The organism is Pseudalkalibacillus sp. A8 (assembly GCF_045920555.1).
Classification (GTDB): Bacteria; Bacillota; Bacilli; order Bacillales; family Fictibacillaceae; genus Pseudalkalibacillus.
In genome coordinates, this window is sequence record NZ_CP174509.1 from 990,236 (window position 1) to 1,016,547 (window position 26,312).

Genomic DNA, 26,312 nt, shown 5'->3' on the forward strand with positions numbered 1-26,312 from the left:
GCCACAAATGGGCTCTCTTATTTAATTAAAGGCTTTGTTAAATAGTAATGTTGATATTTTATGGAAATTTTTCTGAATCGAAATTCGCGACACTCCTGGGTAAAAGCGATTGAGGAGGCTTGCAGATCCCCCGTGGAAAGGGAGTCAATTTGTATATATCAACAATGAACTTTAATAGAGCCTAATTAAAAAAATATGGACCGGCTCCTCGGGAGCCAGTCCACTTCAAAGGGGAGGTAGGATAATTTGTTAGGGGGAACCTGACTTCAAATTATAAGCTCAAAGGAACCTCCTACTAATATAGACGCATGACTTTAAAATAAGTTGCAGGAAATTTCAATTAAGTGAGAGAAATATATAATTAGCCGAATGGAACAAATGTTCTTGGTTAAAACAATTAAAGGGAGAGTTGTGCAATGAAGGAAGTATTACTGGTTATCGATGTCCAACAAGCTGTAATGGAGAGTGCATATGAAAAAGAAACAATAATCAACCGGATCTCGACGCTGATCCGCAAAGCACGTTTGAACGGAGTGCCTGTAATTTATGTACAGCACGAAGATTCTTCTGGACCGATGAAACGCGGGGAAGCTGGTTGGCAGTTGGATGCCTTATTGGAAAGACCGCACGAAACAGACCAAGCAATCTATAAAACGAAACCGAATTCATTCGCCAACACGAACCTGAAATCCGTCCTCGAGGAACTGGGAGCAGATCATCTATATATATGCGGAGCGCAGACGGATTACTGTGTCGATTCCACTTGCCGTGGTGCTTTCGATGCCGGTTATGATGTCACGTTGATTAAGGACGCTCATACGACCATGGACAACAACCATTTCACAGCAGAACAGATCATTGCTCATACCCATACTACCCTTTCAAACTTCTGGAGTCCCGATGCATCCATCACATTACAAACCGTTGCAGAAGTACCATGGATGAAAAAGGAAATAAAAAAATGAAAAAAGTTTAAAAAACCCCGTAAGGTTTTAGGAATTTGTTACGTTATATATATAAGGAGGAAAAAAAGAGGTCAATAAATGATAACAGAATCGATGAACACGATTGTCGAAGACACCAGGTCATTACATAATCAATTCGAAAAAGAAATCGAACCCTTCAAGCAAGATCTATGGAACTATTGCCGCTATGTAATTGACACTCCATGGGAAGGGGAGGATCTTTTTCAAGAAACGCTCTTGAAGGCGTTTGCCATGCTGTCCCAAATATGGCATCCGCTGAATACGAAGGCTTATCTCTTCCGTATTGCAACGAATCGCTGGATTGATGAATGCAGAAAAAGAAAAATAAAAGTAGAAGATTAATTGCCGGATCTCAAAATGGATCATCAATCTACCAATGCATTCGATATACGGGAAGCATTAGAGGTATTAGTGCACCATCTTACACCAAAGCAAGTGACGACGCTCTTGTTGATGGATGTATTTCAATTCAAAGCGGCAGAGATTGCGAATATGGTCCACTCGACAGAAGGAGCGGTCTATGGAATGGTCCACCGTGCCCGTAAGAACCTTCAAACGGTTGATTCGTTTGAAAAGAAGCATTCCACCCAGGAGAAATCCCAACATCATACCGAAGTGGTCGATGCCTATTTGGAGGCATTCCACAAGCGGGATGTAGACCAAATGCTCCGACTGACAAGCGATACGATCCATATGGAAGTATCCCCTGGGTTCCAAGAGTTTTCTAAAGGCGATGTCGAAAAGGGATCCATGAAGGCAGGAATCATGGGCAAGAAAGCTTACCGGGAAAACTTATGGGGGAAAGAAGTCATCATTGTGCTGGCGGAAACCGAAAAAGGTCTTCAGCTTCATGATGTGCAATATCAGGAAGTATCGAACGGAAAAATCGTACACCATAAGAGTTATTTCTTCTGCAAAGAATTACTGACGACAATAGCAGAGACACTTGAGATTCCCCTACAAAAATCGAAACCCCCGGTAAACTGGGAATGATAATTTAGGAGGTTATGAAAAATGAAAATCACAAAAAGTCCGATCAATCGTGTCGGAGCAACTTTCGTTCATGTCAAGAATTTACAAAAAACAGCTGAATGGTATGCTGAACTACTTGGAAAAGAAACTCCCCAGGTTGACCCGAAGAGCCCGGTCCATTATTTTGATTTAGGGAATGGCGGATTTTTACTTGATGATGATCGTAACAACGAACCCGGTACCGAAGCAAACTTGATGCTTCATACTGATGATACCGATGAAGCCTATGCTTTTGTAAAAGAAAAGGGAGGGGTCATTGTCCGGGAGATTGAAAGACATCCTGATGTCTCATTCTTCAATTTCAAAGATCCGGAAGGGAATGTGATCATGATCTGTGAGCAACACCACGACTAGAGGATTAAGGGAATTGCCATAATCAGCAATTCCCTTATTCTTTTAAATTGTGGTAGTATTTGATAAGAAAATACATAGAAAGCAGGGATGATGAAATTAACAAGAAGTTGATCCTGATTTTTGCAGGTGCATTCGTCTCCGGTATAATCCTTATTTTGCTGATCTCTTATATGATCGTTACGCCAGAAGAAGCAGCCAAAAATTTCATAGAGGATCTGGAAGCGGGAAAGATCAACGATGAATCCGTTCAAGACCAAAAGTCCGAGTTGGAGGAATTCATCCATTTTGGGGAGAGGAACGACCTTGAAAATACACGGATGGTGCTCAATTCCGCGGAGAACGTAGACCAAGCTTATGAAGTTACTGCACAGTTCCAAGCCTATGAATATAAAGACGAAAGCACTGACGTCATTGAATCCTATGATGGAAGCTTAGTGATTAGAATGAAGAAGGTCGGATTCCGCGGATGGGACATCATTGGCGTGAAGATCAATCCATACAAATAAAGACTAGGGGGAGCCATGGATGTTTATTTTTCCAATCGATGAAGATCTATCTTTAAAACTATTAGAAAAAAGGAATTCCTGAATTATTCGCTCTCGTCGACAAATCACGAGACTACTTAAGAGAGTGGTTGCCGTGGGTAGACGGGATGAAGAAAGAAGAAGATTACGAAACTGTCGTCGAGATGTGGCTGAAACAATTCGCTGAAGATAATGGTTTCCAAGTAGGAATCATGTTTAAAAGGGAGCTTGTCGGGATGATCGGTTATCATCAGATCGATCGTGCCAACTTGAAAACATCCATAGGTTACTGGCTTGCAGAAGGTCATCAAGGGAAAGGCATCATGACAAAAGCTGCCAAGGCACTAGTCGATCATGCGTTCGACACTTTGCACCTTAACCGCATTGAGATCCAATGCGGAATGAAAAATATAAAAAGCCAAGCAATTCCTGAGCGATTGGGATTTGTGAAAGAAGGCGTGTTAAGAGATGCAGAATACCTATACGATCACTTCCATGATTGTGTGATTTACAGCATGCTGAGAAAAGATTATGAATAAACGTAGAAAGAGCGTTCCTATTATGTCGAATAGGGAACGCTCTTTTTTTAGGTTCTGTTAAAGTCATTGTTGATCTAAACGAAATTCACTCCGTTTCCGCGGGCGATCCGAAAGCCTCCTCGTCGGACCTCCAGTGACCTTCGTGGCTGACCAGGAGCGCTTGCACTTTTCGTTAGATCAGTTGAATATTCCAACATCCTGGTAAACATAAGGTGTATCAGGAGTTTCGATTCTCTTGACATCCGTTACTTCAATCATTGGAATCGTAGAATCATTGTAATTCGTTTTTGTGATTGTACCTGTCACTTTCACCCATTGATCATCTTCAATTCTCTGCAGATCTGCTCCTTTTGCCATGGTGCCGATTACAGATGTATCGGCTGAACAACAACTCATTAGATATCGTGCGACAACGAGTTCATCATTGCTCATATCGTTTTCACGATAGGCGAACCCTTCAATTACTATTGTCTTGCCCTGGAACCGATCGAGGAAAATACTCACTGTATCGAGTAGATCAGAATAATTTTCATCCGTCACAACCACTGTGTCTTTGTTATTATATTGATCTGCAATATCTGCATAATACTCATCGTAATCATAGATTCCATCATCCGTCGTTTGGCCGTTGGAAGTCTCAGAGACATCCTCCTCCAAATCTTCCATATAAGCCTCAGGATCCTCTAGAAACTTGTCTGCATTAGGGGTGGAACTTTCAGAGTCTTCCTGCTGGGCAGGACGGTCTTTTTGCTTTACGCTTCCGTTAAGGGAAACCCCTTTTTTCTGCGCCATCGAACTATCCAATACTTTTTCAGGGAAAACAAATCCTGTCAAGAGGGGTAAGATGAAAAGGGAGTATACAAAGAACCGCATGAACGGATGCTTTGTTTCCTGATGATCATGTCCACATAGACAGTGCTCTTCTGAGTCTTCAGAACGAAATAATTGGATGATCCCAAGTATGAAGAACGTTCCCGTAGCAAAATACATGAACTTCATCATTTGTGGAGCGATATAATATTGGATTTGTCCAGTATAGATAAGGGCACTCATCAGGAATGCAAACCCAAATAGAATAATAGACCGCAGATTGATATAAAATTGATTATTCACGGTATCCACCCCCTATAAGAATAATAGTTGAAACAAGAGGATTGCAATAAACACAGTTACAGTAATGACTGCCATAAGGGTAAGCACAAATTTCTTTTTAAAATAAGCGAGAAGCATCAAAGTGTTCTTGATATCGAGCATTGGCCCGTATACCAGGAAAGCGACAATCGAAGCCGTGCTGAAAGTAGATTGGAACGAGACGGCTACAAAAGCATCTGCTTCTGAACAGAGTGATACAAGGTATGCAAAACCCATCATGATCAAGCTTGAAGACCACGCTTCTGTTCCGATCGAAGCGATGAACTCGCGGCTTACAAAAGCCTGGAACGAACTAGCTAGTAAAGCACCAAATAATAGATATTTACCCGTATCAAAGAATTCGTCAGACATATGGTACATCGTCATCTTCCATTTGGATGGTTCAGTGTCATGATCATGGGAGTGCATGTGTGTATGTGTTTCGACCTTTTTAAGCATATCTTTATTTTTAAAAATCGTATAGATAATTGCACCGATTACGATTGCTAAAATGAATCCCAACCCCATCCGCGCGTATACCACAGTCATATCCGATCTGAACGCATAAAATGTAGATAAGAAAACAACTGGGTTTAAAATTGGGGCTGCAACAAGGAAAACGACGCCAATATGTAAAGGCATTCCCTTCTTGATCAACCTTCTGACAACAGGGATGATGGCACACTCACATACAGGAAACAGTGCAGCCATCACCGTTGCCGGTAACAAAGCAATGTACCCCTTTTTCGGCGTGAATCGTTTGATCGTCTCTTCGGATACAAACGATTGGATGATTGCCGAAACGAATACTCCCAATAACAAGAATGGGAATGCTTCCAAAACAATACTTAAAAAAATCGTATTCAAATCTATCAGACTACCTGGGATGTTCAGTGGGACTGCTGAACTCTTGATCTCTTCGATAAAAAGGAATCCGAAAAGAAAAAGAAAGAATAATAGAAAGATCAGGATATTTTCCCGTGTAGATTGTTGAAACATAAATCAGTCACATCACTTTATGATTTAATTGTTCAAAGCCTTCTCCAACGTCTTGATATTCCTTTTCATCAACGAAAAGTAATCTTCCTTATTTTCGATATCCTCTTCTGTCAGGACAGAAAGATTATGAAGGTAAAGGATGTCTAGATCTAATTGGTTCTTGATCGTTTGTGCAGGTTTCGTATTCACGTTTTGTTCAAACAGGATGTAGCGGATTTCGTGTGCCTTGGATTCTTCCATCAATTTCTTGATCTGTTTTTGGGTAGGCTCGTTCGTTGGTGATAACCCTGAAACGCTTAGTTGTTCAATTCCATAACGGCTTTGCCAATAACCGTATGCAGCATGAGAAACAAGGATTTCTTTTTTCTCAGCTTGATCTACGGTTTTTTGGAATGATTGATCCAACTCAATGAGCTCGGTCTTCAACTCTTCGAAGTTTTTCTCGAATTCTTCTTTAGCTTCAGGTTTTACTTCAATAAGTTGCTTCTTGATGTTTTCTGCAAGATCGACAGCCAATACAGGATCGAGCCAGACGTGATGATCAACATCCCCATGTTCATGATCAACTTCCTCTGAATGCTCTTCACCTTCTGGATGTTCACCTTCTGAATCACTATGTCCATGGTCCGAATCGTCCTTATCCTCATGGCTTTCATCTTCGTCCAATTTTTCATGGTCGTGTTCTTCATGGGTGAAAGCTTGAAGGTCCATTCCTTTGGTTGCTTCAAGGATTTTGACGTCATCATTTTTCAATGTCTTGACTGCTGAATCAGCAAAACCTTCCAATCCAGCTCCATTATAGATAAAAATATCGCTTTTAGCTAGGTTGATCATCATTTTTGGTGTCGGTTCATATGTATGCGCATCAACACCTGGAGGTAAGACACTTTCTACTTGGACATGCTCCCCGCCAATTCGTTCGGTAAAATCCTTCAATGGATATAGTGTAGTCATCACCTTCAATTGTTCCTCGCTGGAACCTTCTCTTGAAGTCTGAGTACTCTGACCACATGCAGTTAATATAAGAACAGTAAATAATACTGTAATGATTTTTTTTATCGTAATGACCTCCCCGGAACTTTTTATACAAACAACAGTATATCGTAATGGTTACGATTTGGAAACCGAAATTATTACGATTATCCGAAAAAAATATTAAAAAATAAATTCGACTATTAATTCATATGATTTTAGGGAACAGGATATATAACTAGAATACGATGGAGGAGAACTATGACTAAAACAGAGATCATCCAAAGAAATGTGCGATTCAATCAGTGGGTACAGAGTCTTGAATCTCTGAGCAATGAGGAATGGTTAAGTCCGGTCAAGCCTGGCAAATGGTCGATTGCAGAAATTATTGCGCATCTTACTTATTGGGATCGATACTTTTTAAAGGAAAGGTATCCAAAAATAAAAGCAGGAGCAAGGCTGCCAAGATCGATTGATGTACATGTCATGAACCAAGGGGCTTCGTTATATGCAAGGAGCGGTGTTTCCAAGAAGGAGATCATCAAAGAATTTTTGGAAACGAGAGACCTGTTGATCAAAGCCATCAATGCCCGTTCAGAGGAAGAATTGGACGCCCCCTTCTATAATCGGGAACACCCTGAAACATTGAGAAAATGCCTGATCACCTTCTGTGAGCATGACCGACACCATAAACACCAAATAGAAGATTTCCTGCATAAAGCCCCAGAAGTAGAGGAGATGAATTAAGAAGACTTAGGCTGATCGCTAGTTGAGTTTTAAAGGATAAAAAGGTTTGACAAGCATTGATCGGTTTGGCATAATGTAGGGAATTTCATAAATTCATTGGTTTCTAGGGTTCCGCATAAAAATGGTCTGGTCCGAGAGAAACCGCACAAACGATTTGTGTACACGGAGGGAGAAAAGCCCGGGAGGATATCATTAAGATATTTTCCCGGGCTTTTATTTTTAGCAGGAGTGATTAGCAATGGCGTGGATCTATCTTTTTATTGCAGGTATTTTTGAAGTGGTGTGGGCGATCGGCTTGAAATATACGGAAGGATTCAGTCGTTTGATTCCATCCATCATCACAGTCATCGGGATGATTATAAGCTTTTATTTTTTATCGAATGCGATCAAGGCGCTGCCGATCGGGACTGCTTATGCAGTCTGGACAGGTATCGGTGCGCTCGGAACGGCTTTACTTGGGATATTACTGTTCAATGAACCGAAGGACTTTACCAGAATCCTCTTTTTAGGTATGATTTTAATCGGAATCATTGGGTTAAAGTTCACATCCTCTTGAAATTAGAACCAAAATCGAGAGAAAAACATGATTATCCCAACAACACAGGAATTATCTTTACAAATCCGGAATTATCTCGAAAACTACGAAATTATCTCAAAAACGACTGTCCAATGGAGTGACCCTTAAGGTTTGAGGCCTTTCGGGTCACTCTTTTTTCTGGATAATATAAACATTGAAGATTTCGACTATTCACCCTATAATTAATGAAAGTGTTAATTTTCGGAACAATGATTCCGAATATCGGAATGTCAGGTGTTGTTGGGGTGTATAGATGAAAGACAAGAATACTACAGTTATAAAAGCAATGGAATTACTGACACTTTTCAAAACAAAAGAGAGTCTCTCGTTACTGCAAATGAGCGAGCTGACAGAGATGCCGAAAACGACTGTCTATCGTATGGCTCTTTCACTTGAAGAAACAGGGTTCCTGAAGAAAAATCATCATGGGGAATATGAATTAGGACTGGGTTTCCTGCAATATGGGCAACTTGTCAAAGATCGGCTGGATATCCGTAAGGCCGCTTTACCGATTATGGGAAAGCTGAAGGATGAACTTGGTGAAGCCGTCAATTTGATTGTCAGGGAAAACCAGGAGGCAATTTACATTGAAAAAATAGAAACGGATAAACCTGTGAGGGTTTTTACTAGAATCGGACGTAGTGCACCTTTATATGCAGGTGCATGCCCTCGGGTCCTTTTAGCGTTTATGCCAGAGGAGGAGAGGGAAAAATACATCGATTCGGTAAAACTCAAGAGGATTGCTTCTGGAACGATTACGGACAAAGTAACGTTGAAGGAAATGTTGAAAGAGACGAGAGCCAAAGGTTATACGGTGAGCCATGCTGAATTACACGACGATTCTTCTGCCATCGCGGCACCGATTTTTGCTCATGATCATCAAATTTTTGCTGGTCTTAGTATTGTAGGTCCGGAAAACCGTTTTCGAAATCCTGAAACACTTGTGAATTTGACAGAGCGGGTGAAACAGGCAGCCTATGAAATCTCGAGATTGATCGGATGGGAAGGCTGATCAGATGGAGGTGCTATTTTGAAATATGAACTGCATCCGCTAGGAGATTCGGCGGTCATCGTACATCTGGATGATAAAATCACAGAGGAAACGAATGTTCTTGTGCGAAATATTTCGCTTCTCCTAGAGGAAGAACCACTGCCGGGAATGATAGAATTCGTACCCACGTTTACTAGTGTGACCGTGTTTTATAATCCACTGAAAATACTCCAAGATTGTAAAAGAAATACCAAGCCAAATACAGAATCCCCTTATAAGTTGATTTGTAATGAAATCGAATCAGTATTGAAAAAGATTGGAAAGGAAAACAAAAGCGAAGCACGAACGGTTGATATACCAGTTTGTTATGGTGGAGAGCTCGGACCCGATATAGAATGGGTGGCACAACATAACAACCTGACATCGGAAGAAGTCATTAAAATCCATACCGAAGCTGAATATTTAGTGTATATGATCGGTTTCGCACCAGGCTTCCCATATCTAGGAGGTATGTCTGAAACAATTGCCGCACCCCGGAAAGAATCTCCACGTTTAAAAATTCCTGCAGGTTCAGTGGGGATAGCAGGCTCTCAAACAGGGATCTATCCGATTGAAACGCCAGGCGGCTGGCAATTGATCGGTCAAACGCCTTTTAAGCTATTTGATATCGATCAGGATCCACCGACATTATTGCAGGCAGGGGATAAAATACATTTTCATCCGATCTCATCAGCAGAATTCGAGAAATTGAAGGGGGAACAAGGATGAAGATAGTTAAACCAGGACTTCAGACGACCGTCCAAGATGCTGGTCGTTATGGTTATCAACGCTTTGGTGTCATCGTAAGCGGGGTTATGGATCAACTAGCTTATCGGATTGGGAATCTATTAGTCGGCAACAATAATGACGAAGCATGTTTGGAAATGACGATGAAAGGACCAGAAGTCGAGTTTGAAGAGGATGTTTTGATTACGCTTACTGGTGGTAATTTCTCTCCGAAAATAAACGAAGAACCAGTGAAAATGTGGCGTCCGATTTATGTCAGAGCGGGCAGTGTGTTGAAGTTCGGTGCCTGCACGGCTGGATGCAGATCTTATCTATTTGTTTCTGGCGGTATTGACGTACCGGAAGTCATGGACAGCCGTTCCACGTATTTACGTGCAAAAATCGGTGGTTTTGAAGGAAGGGCGCTTGATTCTGGAGACTCTTTTAAGATAGGAAAACGTTCAGAGAGAGCGAACCATATTTTTCATCAGCTTTCTGATTCTGAGCTTCCGTATGTAGAATCCGATTGGTTTTCGGCTGCAGAATGGAGCACGGAAGCAAGTCAGAATGGTATCATCCGAGTCATTCCAGGCCGGGAGTGGAACGAATTTACGAAAGAAAGCCAGGAGAAATTCACCAGTACAGAGTTCCAACTGACCCCTCAATCCGATCGGATGGGTTTCCGGTTCAAAGGAGAGCGGTTGGAGCTTTCAGAACAAGTAGAGATGATTTCAGAGGCTGTTTCATTCGGAACGATCCAGGTACCCTTGGAAGGAAATCTGATCGTACTGTTGGCAGACCGGCAAACGACGGGTGGTTATCCCAAAATCGCTCAAATTGCTTCGGTTGATTTTTCAAAGGTCGCTCAGTTGAAGCCAGGAGCAATGATACGATTCAAACTTATACCCCATAAAGAAGCTGAAGCTTTATACCTTGAACAGGAAAAGCATCTTCAGCAGCTTGAACAGGGTATTTCGTTAAAGCTGAGAGAGGGAGGAAAAAACCTATGAATACAGTAGATTTGAATTGCGATTTAGGAGAAAGCTTCGGGACTTATAAGAAGGGAACGGATGAAGATATTCTAGATTACGTGACATCAGCAAATATCGCCTGTGGTTTTCATGCAGGCGATCCTTCTGTCATGAGGAAGACCGTCAAACTGGCGATGGAAAAAAACGTTGGGATCGGTGCACACCCAGGCCTTCCTGATTTAGTAGGGTTCGGAAGACGTGAAATGCGCATCTCACCTCAGGAAGCATATGACATGGTCATCTACCAAATCGGGGCACTTTATGGATTTGTAAAATCTGAGGGTGGTGTCATGCAGCACGTAAAGCCGCATGGGGCTCTCTATAATATGGCAGCGAAAAATTCTGATCTTGCAGAAGCCATTGCCGAAGCGGTATATAAAGTCGATCCTGAATTGATCCTTTTCGGGTTATCTGGAAGTGAGTTGGTCGAAGCGGGTGAAAAAACAGGAATTCGTACAGCAAACGAGGTTTTTTCAGACCGGACTTACCAGGAGGATGGTTCCCTTACATCTCGGACACTTATTAATGCATTGATTGAAGAGGAGGAGAAATCCCTTCAGCAAGTGGTCAGGATGGTGAAGGAAGGGAAAGTGAAATGCCTGCAAGGGGTCGATATACCGATAGAAGCGGACACCATCTGTATTCATGGAGATGGCGTAAATGCCCTATCCTTCGCCCGTAACATCCGCACAGGATTGAAAGAAGCAGGAATCACAATCGAAAAGGTTGGGAAGATCAACAAATAGGAGGCACAACATGAAACAGTCGAACAGGAGTATTTTGTTGGGTGCGGCGTTCCTTATGGCAACGTCAGCAATCGGACCAGGATTTCTTACACAAACGACTTTTTTCACCGAAGCATTATTAGCAAGTTTCGGATTTGTAATTCTAGTTTCCATCATCATTGATATCGGAGCGCAACTGAATATTTGGCGGATCATCGCTGTGTCGGAAAGAAGGACACAGGATATCGCGAATATGGTTTTACCAGGACTCGGTTATTTCGTAGCACTGTTGATCGTTATTGGAGGACTAGCTTTCAATATCGGGAACATTGCTGGTGCTGGGTTAGGCTCCAACGTACTTCTGGGTGTGTCACCTGAAATAGGAGCACTGTTCAGTGGAATCATAGCAGTCGGAATATTCCTTTTACGTGAAGCGAATAAGGTTATGGACCGATTCACACAGGTATTAGGATTCCTCATGATCGCCCTCACCGTTTATGTGATGTTCTCAGCTTCCCCACCAGTTGGCGAAGCAGTAGTGAAGACATTTGTACCGGATACAATCGATTTTATTGCAATTGTTACTCTGGTCGGTGGTACTGTCGGAGGATATATTACATTTTCAGGGGGTCACAGACTGCTTGATGCTGGTGTAAAAGGCGTGGACAACCTGTCGGAAGTGACAAAAAGTTCAGTTTCAGCGATCGGGATCGCATCAATCATGCGGATTTTCCTGTTCTTAGCTACATTAGGTGTCGTGGCACAAGGGTTGTCCTTGGATCCTTCAAACCCTCCAGCTTCTGTATTCCAATTGGCCGCAGGCAATGTTGGATATAAAATATTCGGAGTGATCATGTGGGCGGCTGCCATCACCTCGGTAATCGGTGCTGCTTATACATCGGTCTCATTCATACGTACGTTCAATCCTAAACTGGAAAAATATCATAAGTGGTTGATTGTCGGATTCATTTCGGTATCCACACTTGTTTTCGTATCGATCGGGAAGCCGGTCAATGTATTGATTCTTGCAGGAGCATTGAATGGATTGATTCTTCCGATTTCTCTTGGTGTGATGCTGATTGCGGCATATAATCGGAAAATCGTCGGTAATTATAAACATCCGTTATGGCTTACGATTTTCGGCGGCCTCATTGTGATTACCATGTCTTATATGGGTTTCATCACGATGATCGACCAACTTCCGAAATTGTTCCAGTAATCTTGAGGAGGGGTTAGTGTTGAAGGGATATAGTGATTTAAGTCCATCCGAGGCTAGGGGGTTATGTCGCTCGAATGAGTGGATCAAACCGACGTCTGGCATGGCTAGTGGGTATACTCAAGCGAATCTGGTCGTCTTAAGAAAAGAGTTGGCCTTTGATTTTTTATTGTTTTGTCAACGGAATCCAAAGCCATGTCCGGTCCTTGATGTAACGGACATAGGTTCTCCAGTGCCGCGAATGGCAGCGCCGGATTCAGATTTACGAGTTGATTTACCGAAGTACAACGTGTATGAAAAGGGCGTTCTAACAAAAGAGGTGACGGATATCACCTCTTTATGGGATGAGAATCTGGTTGGCTTCCTTTTAGGCTGCAGTTTTACATTCGAAAGTGCACTGTTGAAAAAGAATATCCCTGTCCGTCAAATTGAAGAAGAATGCAATGTACCGATGTACAAAACGAATATGAGGTGTGTGAAAGCAGGCCCATTTGAAGGGAACATGGTGGTCAGTATGAGACCGATTCCATCCAGTGAAGTAGCTGACGCCGTCCAGATTACATCAAGGTTTCCAGCGGTCCATGGAGCACCTGTCCATATCGGCCACCCGGAGCAGATCGGGATCAAGGATATAACGCAGCCTCACTTCGGAGATCCAGTAACGATAAAAGAGGGAGAAGTGCCGGTCTTTTGGGCTTGTGGGGTCACCCCTCAGAATATTGCGATGAACATGAAACCTGATTTGATGATCACCCATTCTCCGGGGCACATGTTTATTACAAACTGGACAGATGAGGAATTTGAGGTCCTATAAGTGAGGGTATCGTTAGCTTCTTTACAATGGTTCATCTTCATTCTTGCCGGTAGTGTCGTAGCTCCATTGACAATCGGCGCTGCTTTTGGCATGTCTGTTTTGGAGATCTCTAGCTTTGTACAAAGAACTTTTTTTGTGATCGGGATCATTTCTCTTTTACAAGCATGGTTCGGTTATAAAAAGCCGATCGTTGAAGGGCCGGCAGTTTTATGGTGGGGAGTTTTCCTGTTGTTCGCTGGGCTCGGCTCTGCGATGTCCTCAGACCGTTTTGAAATTTTGCGCAGCATTGAAATGGGCATGCTGTTCAGTGGGATCCTGTTCATTTTACTTAGTGTGTTCCGGGTAATCCATCATGTAAAACGTATTTTTACGCCAATTGTTACCGGAACCTATTTTATTTTATTAGTCGCACAGATCAGCGGACCGTTCATGAAAGGAATACTAGGAGTAGGTTACTTTTCAGAGGAAGTGCACGGGACTGTGGCTATGCTTGGAATATTGACAGCACTTGTGACGATTCTGTTTGCTACAAGCCGTTGGTTTTATTTGAAGAGCTATTCGGTGTTGTTCGGAATAGCAGTTGGCTGGCTGTTGTTCATTATGTTCGGGCTAGAGAAGAAGATTCCGTTCCAAGCGGAAAGCTGGTTTTCGTTCCCTGAGGTTTTCGTTTGGGGCACACCTGTATTTGATCTCGGTATAATGATTACTTCTGCAGTCGTCACACTTCTCCTGTTAATCAATTTTGTTGCAAGCATTGATGTCGTTGGAGAAGTATTGGGAGATTCTTCTGATTCTCGCTACAATCAATCTGGGGTTGTGATGGGGATCAGTCAACTTCTCTCTGGTGTGTTTTCAGCAATTGGGATGGTCCCGCTTTCTTATACAGCAGGATTTATTTTATCGACGAGGATGAACGATCGTTTTCCCTTTGTATTAGGAAGTCTGATTTTGTTGGGATTGAGCTTTTTTCCTGGCATTACGATGTTCTTTGCGTCAATCCCTGTTCCAGTCGGATACGCCAGTATGCTGCTCGTCTTTTCGAATATGGTGGTCATCGGATTGCAGGCTTATATGAAGACGAACAGGGATCAACAAAGCCTGTTCATCATCAGTCTATCCCTCATGATCGGTATAGGAGTAATGTTCCTGACACCAGCATCACTTGCAGGAGTCCATCCAGCATTAGCTTCGATAATGAATAACGGGTTGATCGTCGGCGTCCTCATCTGTATTTTCCTCGAACAAGGAATAAAAAAGAAAAACAAAAACAGTGCCAAAGACGGTGCCAGGCACTAATCCAGAACCCTTGCGGGAGAAGAAGTTCAATTTGGTGCCAGGCACCGATTCCGAACCCTTATGCTGCAAGGGTTCTTTTTGTGTGTCAGGCACGCGTTTTCTGTGGAAGACGGTAAATGGCAAATAGCATGATATAAGATAGTACAATGATTGAGCCAACCCACAACCAGGCCAACTTCATATTTCCTGAGTCCATCGCGAGATATATGGCGGTTGGCACCGTTTGGGTTTTGCCAGGGACGTTACCGGCAAACATCAAGGTGGCACCGAATTCTCCGAGGGCACGGGTGAAGCTCAACACACCGCCTGTAATGAGTGCTTGGATCGCTAGAGGCATCGTCACTTTTAAAAAAACTTGCAGTTTTCCAGCCCCATCCATTTTTGCAGCATCTTCTATCTCGGGATCGACTGATTCGAATCCGGTTTTAGCAGACTGATATATGAGTGGAAACGAGACGACTACTGCAGCGATGACGGCAGCCCACCATGTGAAAATCAATGAGTGGCCAAATAATTGTGTAATCAATTGGCCAATGGGGCTGTTGAGTCCAAAAATTATGATAAGTAAAAAACCGACAACTGTCGGCGGTAAAACGAGTGGCAGCATAAGGAATGTTTCGATCATCGTTTTTCCAGTGAACGATTTTCTTGCCATCAAACGACCGATAAGAATTCCTAGAAGAGTTACAATAATTCCAGCTGTTAAAGCGATTGTAATGGATAGATAAATTGGAGACCAAAATGATTGGACCATAAAAATAACCTCAATCTATAGGCTTGAAGCCGAATTCTTTGAATGTGTCTTTAGATTGCTGATGTTGAAGATATTCATAAAACATTTTCGCTTCATCTGGGTGTTGAGTGTTCTTAAGCACGCCAGCAGGATAAATGATCGGAGAATGTAAGTCGCTATCAATGGAGTTATGGATCGTGACTTTAGAAGAAGTCTTTGCATCCGATGCATAAACAAAACCGACATCTACATTTCCAGTTTCAATATAGGAGAGGACTTGTCGAACATCTTTAGCATAGACGATCTTGTCTTCAACCCGTTCCCAAAGTTCCATGCTCTCTAATGTTTCTTTTGCGTATTTTCCTGCAGGGACGGATACTGGAGTGCCAATTGATATTCGTTTGACCTGATCCTTTTTCAGATCCTCAGGATTTTGTATATTCGATTTGTTAGCCTTATTCGTAACTAATACCATTTGATTAGATAAAATATTTTTTGTGTAATCAGCATGGAGCAGATCTTTCTTATTCAATCGGTTGAATTCCTTTTCAGAAGCAGAAATGAATATATCCGCTGGAGCGCCCTGTTCAATTTGACGTTGCAATGTGCCAGAAGAAGCAAAATTCAGGATCACTTCAATTTCAGGATGAGCCTCTTCAAAATCCTTTTCAATTTGTTTTAAAGCATCGGTCAAGCTCGCAGCGGTTAGTACATGCAGCTCCACCTTATCATTTTCTTGATTTAAACCATTTTGGCAGCCATTAAGCAGCACCATTATTAGAGTAGTCACTAGAAGTTTGTCATACCTCACACCCGTCACATCCATTAACACAGTATACTCTCCGTCTACTATATCAAAAATGAGACAGCACTGCCTCTAAAGGATATTGAGAAAAAGTGTACCAGCCACCATACAAGAAGCGTTGGGAGAGAAGGGGTTCAAATCGGTGCCAGGCACCATCTCAGATTCGTTGGGGCAGAGGGGGGGATAAAATGGTGCCTGGCACCGCAAAAAACGACCCAGAAGGGGGTTAATGCCCTTTTGAGTCGCTGTAGATCCTACTTCTATAAATCGTATAGTTTGGTGAACTTCTGTTCTAGATAGTCGACGAGATATTTGGCATCAAGTTCTTCACCAGTTACCTTCTTGATTAATTCAGCTGGTGTATAGAGCTTTCCGTATTGATGTACATTCTCTTTGAGCCATTCACGGATCTTCATGAATTCCCCTTTTTGAATCAACTCGTAGAAATCAGGCATGTCCTTTAATACAGTATTCAATATTTGTGCTCCATACAAATTTCCAAGTGAATAGGAAGGGAAGTATCCGACACCGCCGTGGGACCAATGGACATCTTGTAGTACGCCTAAACGATTTGAAGGAGGGGTCACACCTAAATAATCGACCATCTTCTCATTCCAAATCTTCGGTAGATCCTTCACTTCGATCTCTCCAGATATCAGGCCTTTTTCGATTTCATAGCGGAGCATGATGTGCAAGTTGTAAGTCAATTCATCGGCTTCAACCCTTATCAGGGATGGTTCCACACTGTTCACAGCTCGATAAAATTCATCTAATGACACACCGCTCAACTGGTGAGGGAAGTACGTCTTGATATCATCATAAAAATAGGTCCAAAACTCTTTCGTACGGCCTACGAAATTTTCTAAGAAACGGGATTGTGATTCGTGGATTCCAAAGGATGCTCCGCGACGGATGACACGACCTTCATACTCAGGGTTCACGCCTTGCTCGTATAGGGCATGGCCTGTTTCATGGATGGTTCCGAACACTGCCATACGAGGGTTTTCAGGTTCGTAACGAGTCGTGATCCGTACATCTCCAGTATTGATTCCCATTGCAAATGGGTGAGTCGTTTCATCCAAACGTCCAGCTTCTAAATCGTATCCAAGTTTACCAATGATGAATTGCGCGAATTCTTTTTGCTTTTCTACATCATAATTTTGATTGAAAAGATCTGTACGAGGTTTTCGTGACGACTGCTGAATGCGGTTCAACAAGTCAATGCTCTTTTGGCGTAAATCAGAAAAAAGTGGATCAAGCTTCTCAACGGTCAATCCAGGTTCGAATTCATCGAGTAATGCATCATATGGATGTTTTTCATAACCGAAATACTCTGCAAATCGTCGTTTCATTTCAATCATTTTTTCTAAATAGGGCTGGAAGTGTGAAAAATCATCATTAGCACGGGCTTCTTCCCAAGCATCATTTGCATTCGATGCAAGAACCACATACTTATTATATATTTTAGAAGGGATCTGTTTTGACTTATCATAGTCCTTTTTACGCTCTCTCACACAAGCTTTTGTTTCAGGGTCAAGTTGATCAAAAACATCTGGTTTTGAAAGAGTTTCTAAGCATTCTCCCATTTCTTTTGAGACGGAAAGTTTAAAGGTCTCAGTGGAGAGTGTCCCTTTCGCTTTTGCAAAAATCGGTCTCCCTTTCTTTGGAGCATATGTACGTGCATCCCAACCAAGGAGCCCTAAAATATTATTGAAATGACAAATCTTTTGATCGAGTTCCGTAAATTGCTTGATCGCTTGTTGTAATGTTTCGTCCAAAACTTGTTGCGCCATCCAAAAACCTCCTAATATAAAAATAAATTTACCTACTATTGATATTCTTTCTTAAAGGCTGAAGTCCTTCGAGGTGCGAAACAGTTTTTTCAAAATCCCACTAAAAGTTAATTTACTAACATAAAAAGAGCCTGACATCCAGGTCAGCCTCTTACCAATTACTGTTTATTCAATTGATCTTTTGCCCGTTTGATCAATTCATGGACCATGCTTCCGCCGATCTGGCCGCCTATCCGGCCGGCATCATGAGAACTTAGGTTTTGATTGCCTTTTTCTTTTAAAGGGATACCGAGTCCTTTTGCGACTTCAAACTTGGTCTGATCTGGTTCTTCAACCTGATAGCCCTTCTTTTTCATGACTTCGACTTTAAGCTGATCGAGTTCCTGCCTTGCTTCAGGAACAAGGGGCTTTCGATTTCTCGCCACTAAATTCGCCTCCTTTTCTGCCGGAAAAAAGCACAAATGCTTTCTTCAATATCGTGCAACTGGCTTAATAAGCTTCAGACAGTTTCTTGCTTTTAGTATGCGCAGTTAAGAAACAAATTAGTGACGCTTTCCTCTACTATACGTATTCCTTCAAACCATTCTCAAGTGATTCTTGGTTATGGTGTTGATAGCCATATAATGCTTCTTGGAGACCGAACGTTCCTGCATAGAACTTTGCCCTCGGAAGTAAATTTTCCAAGTCTGGATAATAGTTGGCCATTATATCGACAAACTGGAGGCCATATTGCTTGAACAATCCAGCTATATCAATCGCAGGATCGCCTACGTGGCTGCTGCCGAAATCGACAATACCGCTTATTTGCTTTTCTTCATCATTATATAGGATATTTGAAATCCCAAAATCTCCATGGATGATTGCAGGTATGAACTCAAAGTTAGAGCGATCGTTTAAAAATAACTCAAAATGCCTGGTGATCAACTGCTGTTTTTCAAGCCTGATGTAAGAAAATAAGGATTGTTTGATTTTCTCATACAATTTGACCCAATAGTTATAGGCTGTATCATTTGAAATCACCATACCAGGGGCGTCTTCAGTCGGAATGGCATGAAGTTCACACAGGAATTGAGCTAAATTTTGGGCGAACCGTTCCTGTACAGAAGAGGGTGAATCGTTCACGGTTTCTGCATAAAGCGGTGCTCCCGGGATTAACGGGTATCCGAAAAAGGCTTGGCCCAATATGTTGGTATCGGTATTTACGAAAATTGGTTCAGGAGTGGGAAGGGTGATGTAAGGTCTGACATAAGTTAGTTGGGCACATTCCGTTTGCAGTGATTTCAACGCTTCATCATGTTTAGGGAACCGGAACACCCACTGGTCATTTAAAAAAAGGATGTCGTTGTTTTCTCCAAAATGGTTCCAATGAATCGTACTAATTTGTAGTGAAGGATAAAAAGATGTGATACATTTCAAATATTGTTCCAAGTACATGAAAAATCCCTCCCTAATTCATGATTCGACCAGGAGGGATTAATTCCTTTATTTCACACTTTAAGAAAGTATAAAATACTTTCTTCAGTATAAGTGCACAAGCTGAAGGCTTCGGAAGCAATACACCACACGAAGGAAAAACAATTGCTTTTTCGAGGAACTATGACTCAGCCTACGCCTATGGCTTGGTTTTGCCAAGTTTTCTTTATTGTTTAAGAAATAGTAACAATTATTTTATGCTTCTTTTCTTGTGCCGTAAATTTGGTTCTTTCCGGACGACTTTAATTATCGAAATGCACATGACGATCAATATGATGGTGAATGGCAAGGCTGCTATTAACGAAGCGGTCTGCAGTCCTTGCAGCCCACTACTGAGGATAAGGACTATTGCAATCGCCGCCATGAGTACACCCCAGATGAATTTTACGAATCTACCAGGGTTCAAATCTCCATCTGTCGTCATGATACCAAGGACGAATGTCGCCGAGTCTGCTGATGTGATCAGGAATGTAAAGATCAACAGAATGGAAAGCAGCGAGAACAAGAATGAAAACGGAAGTTGTTCATAAGTGACGAATAAGGCCGTTGTAACATCTTCATTAACGAGTCCAGCGATATCTGTCCCTTGTAAAAGGTCAAGGTGTAATGCAGTTCCTCCAAAGATTGCAATCCAAACGATTGCAAGAAAAGGAGGGATGATCAACACGCCGAACACAAATTCTCTAATCGTTCGTCCGCGTGAAACACGCGCCACGAATGCGCCGACGAATGGTGACCATGCGATAACCCATGCCCAATAGAAAACCGTCCAATCCCTCACCCAGGTTCCGCCTGTATAAGGGGTCAATCGGAAGCTCATCTCTAGGAATTTGGATAAATAGTCACCAATACCAAGTGTCATACTGTTTAATATGAATACGGTAGGTCCGATGATCAGCATAGCAATCATCAAGAATAAAGCCAGTCCCAAGTTCAGGTTACTGAGCCATTTGATTCCTTTATCTAAACCAGTCATCGCTGAAGTAAGGTAAAGGACAAGTAAAATAGCAGTGATGATCAATTGCATCATACCATTATTCGGTAAACCATATACGGTTTTCAGACCACCATTGATTTGTAAAATCCCGAACCCTAGTGAGGTAGCGACCCCAGTAATCGTCGCTATGACGGCGAGGATATCGACTGTTTTTCTGAGGGTGGTTTTTCCTGTCTTGCCGATCAAAGGATTGAACGTTGTGCTGATCAGTCCTTTTTCTTGTTTACGATACTGAAAGAAACCTAACGCAAGACCCACGACCGTAAACACAGACCATTGATGGATTCCCCAATGGAAAAAGGAATACCGCATCGATACTCTTGCTGCCTGTTCCGATTGCCCTTCTATGCCCATAGGTGGTTCGAAAAAGTGGCTCATCGGCTCTGCAACGCCCCAGAATACGAGTCCGACCCCGAACCCAGCACTGAAGAGCATTCCAATCCAAGTGAAAAAAGGATATTCCGGCCTGGATTCATCTCCACCTAAACGTATTTTTCCGTATCGGCTGATTGCCAATACTAAACAAAAGATTGTAAAGAAAAAGACCGCGATAAGATAAAACCAGCCAAAGGCGTATGTTGTGAAATCAAATACTCTACCTGCATTGTCCCCTAAGCTTTTAGGAGAAACTGCTCCCCATATGACAAACAAGAAAACGATTATGGATGAGACCCAAAACACCACATTCCTGTGGGGAGCCTTTCCTTTCAGATTTTCCAATTTGCTTTCCTCCTTTATCCAATTGCTGTGACTATTAGTGCATATAATTTAACTATACCCACTCAGCAAGTTTATTAACTTAAAATTAAGATAAAGGTATAAAATCATCAGTATTACATTAGAATTGTAAAATAGAGGAATAACCAACATAAAGAGACAGACAATTTTCGGCTGGACAAAACTCATTATGGTCATCACGGTCAAAAAAGCGTACAATGGATTTAAAATATTATGCATTTATGAAAAATTTTCTATAATGAAACATTTTTACCATTCGTCCGTACAATATATTAAGATACTCCTTTTGAAAGGAAGGAACAGAGATACATACCTGGGTGAAAACATAATTATTACGGTGAAAGGGTGATTGGCTTGGAATTGACCGCAAAGATCACGATTGACTTCATGGTGGAGGGCAATAAGGAATTTTATGTAGAATTGCTTGATATACCAGAAGAAGTATCAGCAGGGGAATTGCAAGAATTAGTTGATAAACGCGCAAAGAAAGTGAAAGAAATCAAATCAGCAGAAATTCTCGGTTCATCGATAAAAATTGACAGGACAAAACCTGTAAGACATTAGTTAAGAAGATAAAGACTTCAATGGTCCAACCATGAAGTCTTTTTTAGATCTTATCTTTTTTCCTCAGTTTCCGGTTGATCCCGAAGGTAATGAGTGTACCTAAAAACACGATAGAGGCCCATGTCACAGCTCCGAATTGCTTGAAAAATTTATACATACGATGACCTCCATTGAAATTATATATGACTTAATGCAAATTATAGACTGAACGATTGAAAATGTAAATATCTTCAAAAACAAAGAAGGGTGAAACATCACCCTTCATAAGATTGTGCACTAGCCTAGTGGAGAGGGAAGAGAACAGCTTTTTCATCGGTCGGTTGTTCCAAGCGTTCCAAGATTTAGGGGAGGTCCTCTCCAACTGAGCTTAGCCATGCAGCTTTTAATTTCCTTTTTTACGAGTGGTCCGTCCCACTCACTCATATTATTCTTCCCCCCATCTTTATTGATGGGGGCTCATTTTTTGTCGAATTTGTGAAACTAGGGATTACAGTATTAAACAGGGTTAAACAGATCGTTCCTCCAGCTCAATCGCTTCTTCTTTGTCATCAAGGGTTTCAGCGTTACTGTTCCTTAATGGAATTTCCCTTAAAAACAAGGTCAGAATCACAGCAGACGCGATAACCAAGCAACCTGTCAAGAACACTGCGCTTAACGAATGGCTGAGTGCTGTTCGTAGGATGGAGATGAGTTGATCGAACAGCCCTAGGAAATTCTCAGGCATGGTAGACCTCATTTGCTCCAATGCCTCCGGATCCATCAGTACTTGAGGATCTTGCAGCTGTTCGAATTTTGCTGCAGCCTCGGGGTTTTGAGCGAAAGCTTGACTTGCGTTCCCCCCTGCGGCTTCTGTCATTTCCTTCTTCATACTGAGCGACATGATCGTACCCATGATCGATACCCCTATCGTACCGCCGATTTGTCTGAACAATTGAGCCGATGAAGTCGCCACACCAAGGAACTTATGGGATACTGCGTTCTGTATCGTCAAGGTGAATACCGGGAAACTGAGCCCCAGCCCCAGACCGACGATGATCATGTTTACGACTGCGATCCAGTTTGAAGTGCTTTCATCCATCTGTGCTAAAGAAAGCATCCCCAGACTCATGATCAATAGTCCGAAAATCGCAATTTTCTTATATTTTCCAGTCTTTGTAATAAACTGTCCCCCAATTGTGGATGCTGCAACCATCGAGAGTGTCATCGGCATCATGATGAAACCGGATTGGGTTGCTGATATTCCCATTACACCTTGGATGAAGAAAGGTGTATACATGATGGCACCGAACATGCCCATTCCTAAAATAAACCCGATTACATTCGACAAGGAAAAAATACTGTTTTTGAACAAGTGTAACGGAAGGACTGGACTTGTTGCCTTTCTTTCAATTTGGATGAAGATGATCAGCGATATGAGAGTTGCTGTAAACAATCCAATAATTTGAGGCGACACCCAGGCATATGTTTCTCCCGCCCAAGAAAATGCCAATAATAGCGGCATAATCGTCAATGTCAAAAAGATCGATCCAAGATAATCCACTTTCTCTGACGGATTATGCTCAGAACTCGGGAACAATTTCCAAATTAGAATGAATGCGATGATTCCAATCGGGAGAAAAACCCAGAAAATCCAATGCCAATCAAAGTTATCGACGATATATCCCCCGAGTGTCGGCCCGAATACACTTGCGAGACCGAAAACACTGCCCATGATCCCTTGCCAACGGCCACGTTCACGAGGAGAAAAGAGATCCCCGACTGCTGTGAAAGCTGTCGACATGATCATCCCTGCGCCAAGGCCTTGCAATGCGCGGTATACAATTAGATGGATGATCGTATTAGATGTTCCACAAAGGAATGTACCGATCATGAAAACACTTATTCCTATTAAGATGAATGGTTTTCTTCCATAAATGTCTGAAAGCTTCCCTACTAAAATGGCAGTGACACTTGAGGCCAGCATAAACACTGTAAACACCCAACTGAAATATTCCATACCGCCGAGATCCGCGATGATTTTAGGAAGAGCTGTACCGACGATAGTTTGGTTTAATGCAGCAAATAACATAGCTGACATGATCGCGATCATGATGGTAATTTTTGATTTATGATCTAAATGTTCCATTTTTCCCACTCCTGTTCATTTCGTATACTGAAATATTCATTAAGTTAAGTAAAAAACAATAAAAATGATTACTGAGCTTTCTTTAATTTTGAAAAAAAGTTGATCATTTGGTTGATTTCATCATCATCCAAATCTTTAAAACGATTTTTGAAATAAGTATTGCGCTTTCTTCTGACTTTTTCTAAAACTTTCGACCCCTCAGCTGTCATTTGCAGTTCAACAATTCTTCTGTCACTCCTCGATCTAATTCTGGTAATCAGATTTTTGGAATCCAGTTTATCTGTCACATTCGTCACATGACTTAAATTGACTTGGAATTCTTCGGCCAAGTCAGATACTTTGGAAGGACCTGACTCATACAAGTACTGAAGAAACATGAATTCACTTGCTGTGAGATCACTACCTAGACGTGCAGTCATATTTTTTCGATGAGCCCTTAACAGTTTTCGAAAGGACTTTTCCAGTGCATAAATCAATTTTTCACGTTCATTCATCTAGTTTCACCACGCATATATTTAACTTAGTTAACTATTAACCAAGTTTATTATACGCTCATTATTTAAAAAGTCAATCTTAACCTTTAATGTTACATCTTTATTGGTCTTCTAAAGTCTCTGTTAAGATTATAAAGATATGGCTCTTTGACTTTCTTTCCCTGCGATATTCATTATTGATTTTGAAACGAACAGTGAGAAATAAAATGACGGGGCTGTCTCAAAAGCCCTTTTAAATGAGAAAAAGCCATGGAGAAAATGAAAATTCTCTGTGGCTTTTTTCTTTTTTGAATCTTGTTTAGAAAACAGGCGGTTCTGTTCCGCCTGTTTTAAGAAGTTGTGGGCTATGGCGATCAGCCCGAATTCGATATTCACTTTCTCAAGGCCTCTCAGTGAAAACCGGCGGAACGATCGATTACCCTTGATATGACCAAACACACTTTCTACTTCAACTTTCCGTTGTGCGTAGATTTGTGCGCCCTCGTCAGAACAAAGGTTCTTCTTGGCTTTTTCTTTTAGTTCCTCATACACAGGATTGAAATGGACTTGCCGGTTCCCTTTTGCTTTTGTTTCTCCTTTAATGGACATTCACTACAGTCTTCACATTCGTATATCTTGAAATCTCTGGTGTATCCATATTTATCTGTTCGTTGAGAATAGTGCTTGAATAGGACTTTCCGTTGGTTGGGGCAAATATAATAATCGTCTTCGGCACAATACGCCCAGTTATTCACGTGACGCGGATCTTTTTTATAAGCTCGAGATTGTTCTTTTCGCAACGTATTGTAAGGAATCAAGGTCTTAAATTCTTCTTCCTCGGCATACACATAATTGGCCTCTCCTCCGTAGCCAGCATCTGCGACGACATATGTAGGGATCGGAAGTCCTGTAGCTTTCAGCTTTTCGATATGCGGTTCAAAACAACGCGTATCCGTTGGTCGTTGATGGATTGAGTATCCCACGATAAATTGATTTTCGGTCCCAGCTTGCACGTTATATCCAGGTTTCAATTGACCATTCTTCATGTGATCTTCTTTCATTCGCATAAACGTGGCATCGGTGTCCGTTTTCGAATAGCTGTTTCGATCGCCAAAGGTCGCTTGTTGGGTCTCATACTTCTGAAGGCGCGGGAGAAAATCTTCCTTCAGCTTTTTATGTACTTTACGTTTGGCTCGGAGGACGGATTTCTTCTCTTTTTTCTTTTCCTTATCTTTTTCCTCATCAGCTTCGGTTTCGGCTTGGATGACCTGCTTTTCCACGTGTTGCACGACTTTTTCTAACTGTTCGGAAGTCACACGTTGAACCGATTCTTCCTCCTCTGAGAGGATCTTTTCATCTAAACGGATAGCGTCTTCAATGTATTGGAAGGTTTGATGAATGTTCTGTTGAAGCTTTTCTTCGTATCGATCCGTTGCTTTTTTCCATACAAACGTGTACTTATTCGCATTCGCTTCCAGCTTCGTCCCATCCAAAAAGTAATTTTCCATTGATATGTATTTTCGATCTAATAAGAGCTTGATCAGTTCTGTAAATAGAGGTTCGATCATTTCTTTCATCCGTTCCGAACGGAAACGGTTGATTGTTCGAAAATCTGGTGTTTGTTGTCCGGCTAACCACATCATCGGAAGATGTTCTCGAAGAGACTTCGCGATTTCACGGCAGGAATAGATCTTTTGAGTATAGGCATAGAGGATCACTTTTGTCATCATTTTGGGATGATAGGAACTGCGCCCACCTCCTGGAAAGTGAGAAAAGAAAATTCAGGAATTAAATCACTGTAATCCATTGGTAGAACCAATTGTCCCATGTTATAATCAATAAAAGTAGCTGAAGAGTTACTCAAAAGAATCGCCTCCGATTTTGTTTAATTGTGGGTTTGGTCGCTTACATT

At 41.8% G+C, this 26,312-nt stretch carries 26 protein-coding genes, 2 pseudogenes and 1 riboswitch; of the genes and pseudogenes, 16 read left to right on the plus strand and 12 right to left on the minus strand.

Annotation, left to right across the window (positions count from 1 at the left end; all coding sequences use genetic code 11):
• Nucleotides 1–416 precede the first annotated feature (416 nt).
• The 6 genes and pseudogenes from ACJROX_RS05185 (at nucleotide 417) to ACJROX_RS05210 (ending at nucleotide 3,435) form a co-directional block, all read left to right on the plus strand.
• Nucleotides 417–965, plus strand: coding sequence for a cysteine hydrolase family protein (locus ACJROX_RS05185; RefSeq protein ID WP_408009697.1), 549 nt, complete (start codon nucleotides 417–419; stop codon nucleotides 963–965).
• A 78-nt stretch (nucleotides 966–1,043) separates the two neighbouring features.
• Nucleotides 1,044–1,328: an RNA polymerase sigma factor gene (locus ACJROX_RS05190; protein ID WP_408009698.1), complete on the plus strand. Its 285-nt coding sequence runs from the start codon at nucleotides 1,044–1,046 to the stop codon at nucleotides 1,326–1,328.
• A 15-nt stretch (nucleotides 1,329–1,343) separates the two neighbouring features.
• Nucleotides 1,344–1,979: a sigma factor-like helix-turn-helix DNA-binding protein gene (locus ACJROX_RS05195; RefSeq protein WP_408009699.1), complete on the plus strand. Its 636-nt coding sequence runs from the start codon at nucleotides 1,344–1,346 to the stop codon at nucleotides 1,977–1,979.
• Nucleotides 1,980–2,000: 21 nt separating this feature from the next.
• Nucleotides 2,001–2,372, plus strand: a complete 372-nt coding sequence (locus ACJROX_RS05200; protein WP_408009700.1) for a VOC family protein — start codon at nucleotides 2,001–2,003, stop codon at nucleotides 2,370–2,372.
• A gap of 59 nt (nucleotides 2,373–2,431) precedes the next feature.
• The gene (locus ACJROX_RS05205; protein ID WP_408009701.1) at nucleotides 2,432–2,878 is read left to right on the plus strand and encodes a hypothetical protein; all 447 of its coding nucleotides are present in this window, start codon (nucleotides 2,432–2,434) and stop codon (nucleotides 2,876–2,878) included.
• 19 nt (nucleotides 2,879–2,897) lie between these two features.
• Nucleotides 2,898–3,435 (plus strand): annotated as a pseudogene (locus tag ACJROX_RS05210) (GNAT family N-acetyltransferase).
• 177 nt (nucleotides 3,436–3,612) lie between these two features.
• Here ACJROX_RS05210 and ACJROX_RS05215 read toward each other — a convergent pair.
• The 3 genes from ACJROX_RS05215 to ACJROX_RS05225 are packed head-to-tail and all read right to left on the minus strand — an operon-like array spanning nucleotide 3,613 to nucleotide 6,519.
• Nucleotides 3,613–4,548: a TIGR03943 family putative permease subunit gene (locus ACJROX_RS05215; protein ID WP_408009702.1), complete on the minus strand. Its 936-nt coding sequence runs from the start codon at nucleotides 4,546–4,548 to the stop codon at nucleotides 3,613–3,615.
• 12 nt (nucleotides 4,549–4,560) lie between these two features.
• A complete protein-coding gene (locus tag ACJROX_RS05220) occupies nucleotides 4,561–5,565 on the minus strand; it encodes a permease (protein WP_408009703.1) in 1,005 nt (334 codons plus the stop codon).
• A gap of 24 nt (nucleotides 5,566–5,589) precedes the next feature.
• Nucleotides 5,590–6,519 (minus strand): metal ABC transporter solute-binding protein, Zn/Mn family, encoded by a 930-nt coding sequence (locus ACJROX_RS05225; RefSeq protein WP_408009704.1) that lies wholly within the window; start codon nucleotides 6,517–6,519, stop codon nucleotides 5,590–5,592.
• 279 nt (nucleotides 6,520–6,798) lie between these two features.
• Here ACJROX_RS05225 and ACJROX_RS05230 point away from each other — a divergent pair, with 279 nt between their 5' ends.
• The 9 genes from ACJROX_RS05230 to ACJROX_RS05270 all read left to right on the plus strand — a co-directional run bounded on the left by ACJROX_RS05230 (nucleotide 6,799) and on the right by ACJROX_RS05270 (nucleotide 14,699).
• Nucleotides 6,799–7,284, plus strand: coding sequence for a DinB family protein (locus ACJROX_RS05230; RefSeq protein WP_408009705.1), 486 nt, complete (start codon nucleotides 6,799–6,801; stop codon nucleotides 7,282–7,284).
• 92 nt (nucleotides 7,285–7,376) lie between these two features.
• Nucleotides 7,377–7,471: riboswitch (guanidine-I (ykkC/yxkD leader) on the plus strand.
• Nucleotides 7,472–7,522: 51 nt separating this feature from the next.
• Nucleotides 7,523–7,840 (plus strand): quaternary ammonium compound efflux SMR transporter SugE, encoded by a 318-nt coding sequence (sugE, locus tag ACJROX_RS05235; RefSeq protein WP_408009706.1) that lies wholly within the window; start codon nucleotides 7,523–7,525, stop codon nucleotides 7,838–7,840.
• Between the two features lie 274 nt (nucleotides 7,841–8,114).
• Nucleotides 8,115–8,873 carry an IclR family transcriptional regulator gene (locus ACJROX_RS05240; protein WP_408009707.1) on the plus strand — a complete coding sequence of 253 codons (759 nt, stop codon included), beginning with the start codon at nucleotides 8,115–8,117 and terminating at the stop codon, nucleotides 8,871–8,873.
• Nucleotides 8,874–8,891: 18 nt separating this feature from the next.
• A complete protein-coding gene (pxpB, locus tag ACJROX_RS05245) occupies nucleotides 8,892–9,620 on the plus strand; it encodes a 5-oxoprolinase subunit PxpB (protein ID WP_408009708.1) in 729 nt (242 codons plus the stop codon).
• Nucleotides 9,617–10,627 (plus strand): biotin-dependent carboxyltransferase family protein, encoded by a 1,011-nt coding sequence (locus ACJROX_RS05250; protein WP_408009709.1) that lies wholly within the window; start codon nucleotides 9,617–9,619, stop codon nucleotides 10,625–10,627. Before pxpB ends, ACJROX_RS05250 begins: the two co-directional genes overlap by 4 nt.
• Nucleotides 10,624–11,394: a LamB/YcsF family protein gene (locus tag ACJROX_RS05255; protein WP_408009710.1), complete on the plus strand. Its 771-nt coding sequence runs from the start codon at nucleotides 10,624–10,626 to the stop codon at nucleotides 11,392–11,394. Before ACJROX_RS05250 ends, ACJROX_RS05255 begins: the two co-directional genes overlap by 4 nt.
• A gap of 10 nt (nucleotides 11,395–11,404) precedes the next feature.
• Nucleotides 11,405–12,592, plus strand: a complete 1,188-nt coding sequence (locus ACJROX_RS05260; RefSeq protein ID WP_408009711.1) for an NRAMP family divalent metal transporter — start codon at nucleotides 11,405–11,407, stop codon at nucleotides 12,590–12,592.
• 19 nt (nucleotides 12,593–12,611) lie between these two features.
• Nucleotides 12,612–13,403, plus strand: a complete 792-nt coding sequence (locus tag ACJROX_RS05265; protein ID WP_408009712.1) for a putative hydro-lyase — start codon at nucleotides 12,612–12,614, stop codon at nucleotides 13,401–13,403.
• On the plus strand, nucleotides 13,404–14,699 hold the full coding sequence (locus ACJROX_RS05270; RefSeq protein ID WP_408009713.1) for a purine/pyrimidine permease: 1,296 nt from the start codon (nucleotides 13,404–13,406) through the stop codon (nucleotides 14,697–14,699). It begins immediately after the preceding gene.
• 85 nt (nucleotides 14,700–14,784) lie between these two features.
• On the opposite strand, the gene modB is transcribed toward ACJROX_RS05270, so the two are convergent.
• The 6 genes from modB to ACJROX_RS05300 form a co-directional block, all read right to left on the minus strand.
• Nucleotides 14,785–15,453 (minus strand): molybdate ABC transporter permease subunit, encoded by a 669-nt coding sequence (gene modB, locus ACJROX_RS05275; RefSeq protein ID WP_408009714.1) that lies wholly within the window; start codon nucleotides 15,451–15,453, stop codon nucleotides 14,785–14,787.
• A 10-nt stretch (nucleotides 15,454–15,463) separates the two neighbouring features.
• Nucleotides 15,464–16,258 carry a molybdate ABC transporter substrate-binding protein gene (gene modA / locus ACJROX_RS05280; RefSeq protein WP_408011581.1) on the minus strand — a complete coding sequence of 265 codons (795 nt, stop codon included), beginning with the start codon at nucleotides 16,256–16,258 and terminating at the stop codon, nucleotides 15,464–15,466.
• A gap of 239 nt (nucleotides 16,259–16,497) precedes the next feature.
• Nucleotides 16,498–18,030, minus strand: a complete 1,533-nt coding sequence (locus tag ACJROX_RS05285; RefSeq protein ID WP_408009715.1) for a carboxypeptidase M32 — start codon at nucleotides 18,028–18,030, stop codon at nucleotides 16,498–16,500.
• A 158-nt stretch (nucleotides 18,031–18,188) separates the two neighbouring features.
• On the minus strand, nucleotides 18,189–18,455 hold the full coding sequence (locus ACJROX_RS05290) for a small, acid-soluble spore protein, alpha/beta type (RefSeq protein ID WP_408009717.1): 267 nt from the start codon (nucleotides 18,453–18,455) through the stop codon (nucleotides 18,189–18,191).
• A gap of 136 nt (nucleotides 18,456–18,591) precedes the next feature.
• Nucleotides 18,592–19,464: a phosphotransferase family protein gene (locus ACJROX_RS05295; protein ID WP_408009718.1), complete on the minus strand. Its 873-nt coding sequence runs from the start codon at nucleotides 19,462–19,464 to the stop codon at nucleotides 18,592–18,594.
• Between the two features lie 229 nt (nucleotides 19,465–19,693).
• Complete coding sequence (locus tag ACJROX_RS05300; protein WP_408011582.1) at nucleotides 19,694–21,211, minus strand: BCCT family transporter; 1,518 nt, start codon at nucleotides 21,209–21,211, stop codon at nucleotides 19,694–19,696.
• 381 nt (nucleotides 21,212–21,592) lie between these two features.
• Here ACJROX_RS05300 and ACJROX_RS05305 point away from each other — a divergent pair, with 381 nt between their 5' ends.
• Nucleotides 21,593–21,802, plus strand: a complete 210-nt coding sequence (locus tag ACJROX_RS05305) for a hypothetical protein (protein WP_408009719.1) — start codon at nucleotides 21,593–21,595, stop codon at nucleotides 21,800–21,802.
• Nucleotides 21,803–22,307: 505 nt separating this feature from the next.
• Here ACJROX_RS05305 and ACJROX_RS05310 read toward each other — a convergent pair.
• The 3 genes and pseudogenes from ACJROX_RS05310 to ACJROX_RS05320 all read right to left on the minus strand — a co-directional run bounded on the left by ACJROX_RS05310 (nucleotide 22,308) and on the right by ACJROX_RS05320 (nucleotide 26,130).
• Nucleotides 22,308–23,927 (minus strand): MDR family MFS transporter, encoded by a 1,620-nt coding sequence (locus tag ACJROX_RS05310; protein WP_408009720.1) that lies wholly within the window; start codon nucleotides 23,925–23,927, stop codon nucleotides 22,308–22,310.
• Nucleotides 23,928–23,995: 68 nt separating this feature from the next.
• Nucleotides 23,996–24,421 carry a MarR family winged helix-turn-helix transcriptional regulator gene (locus ACJROX_RS05315; protein WP_408009721.1) on the minus strand — a complete coding sequence of 142 codons (426 nt, stop codon included), beginning with the start codon at nucleotides 24,419–24,421 and terminating at the stop codon, nucleotides 23,996–23,998.
• Nucleotides 24,422–24,550: 129 nt separating this feature from the next.
• Nucleotides 24,551–26,130 (minus strand): annotated as a pseudogene (locus ACJROX_RS05320) (IS1182 family transposase).
• Nucleotides 26,131–26,312: the final 182 nt, after the last annotated feature.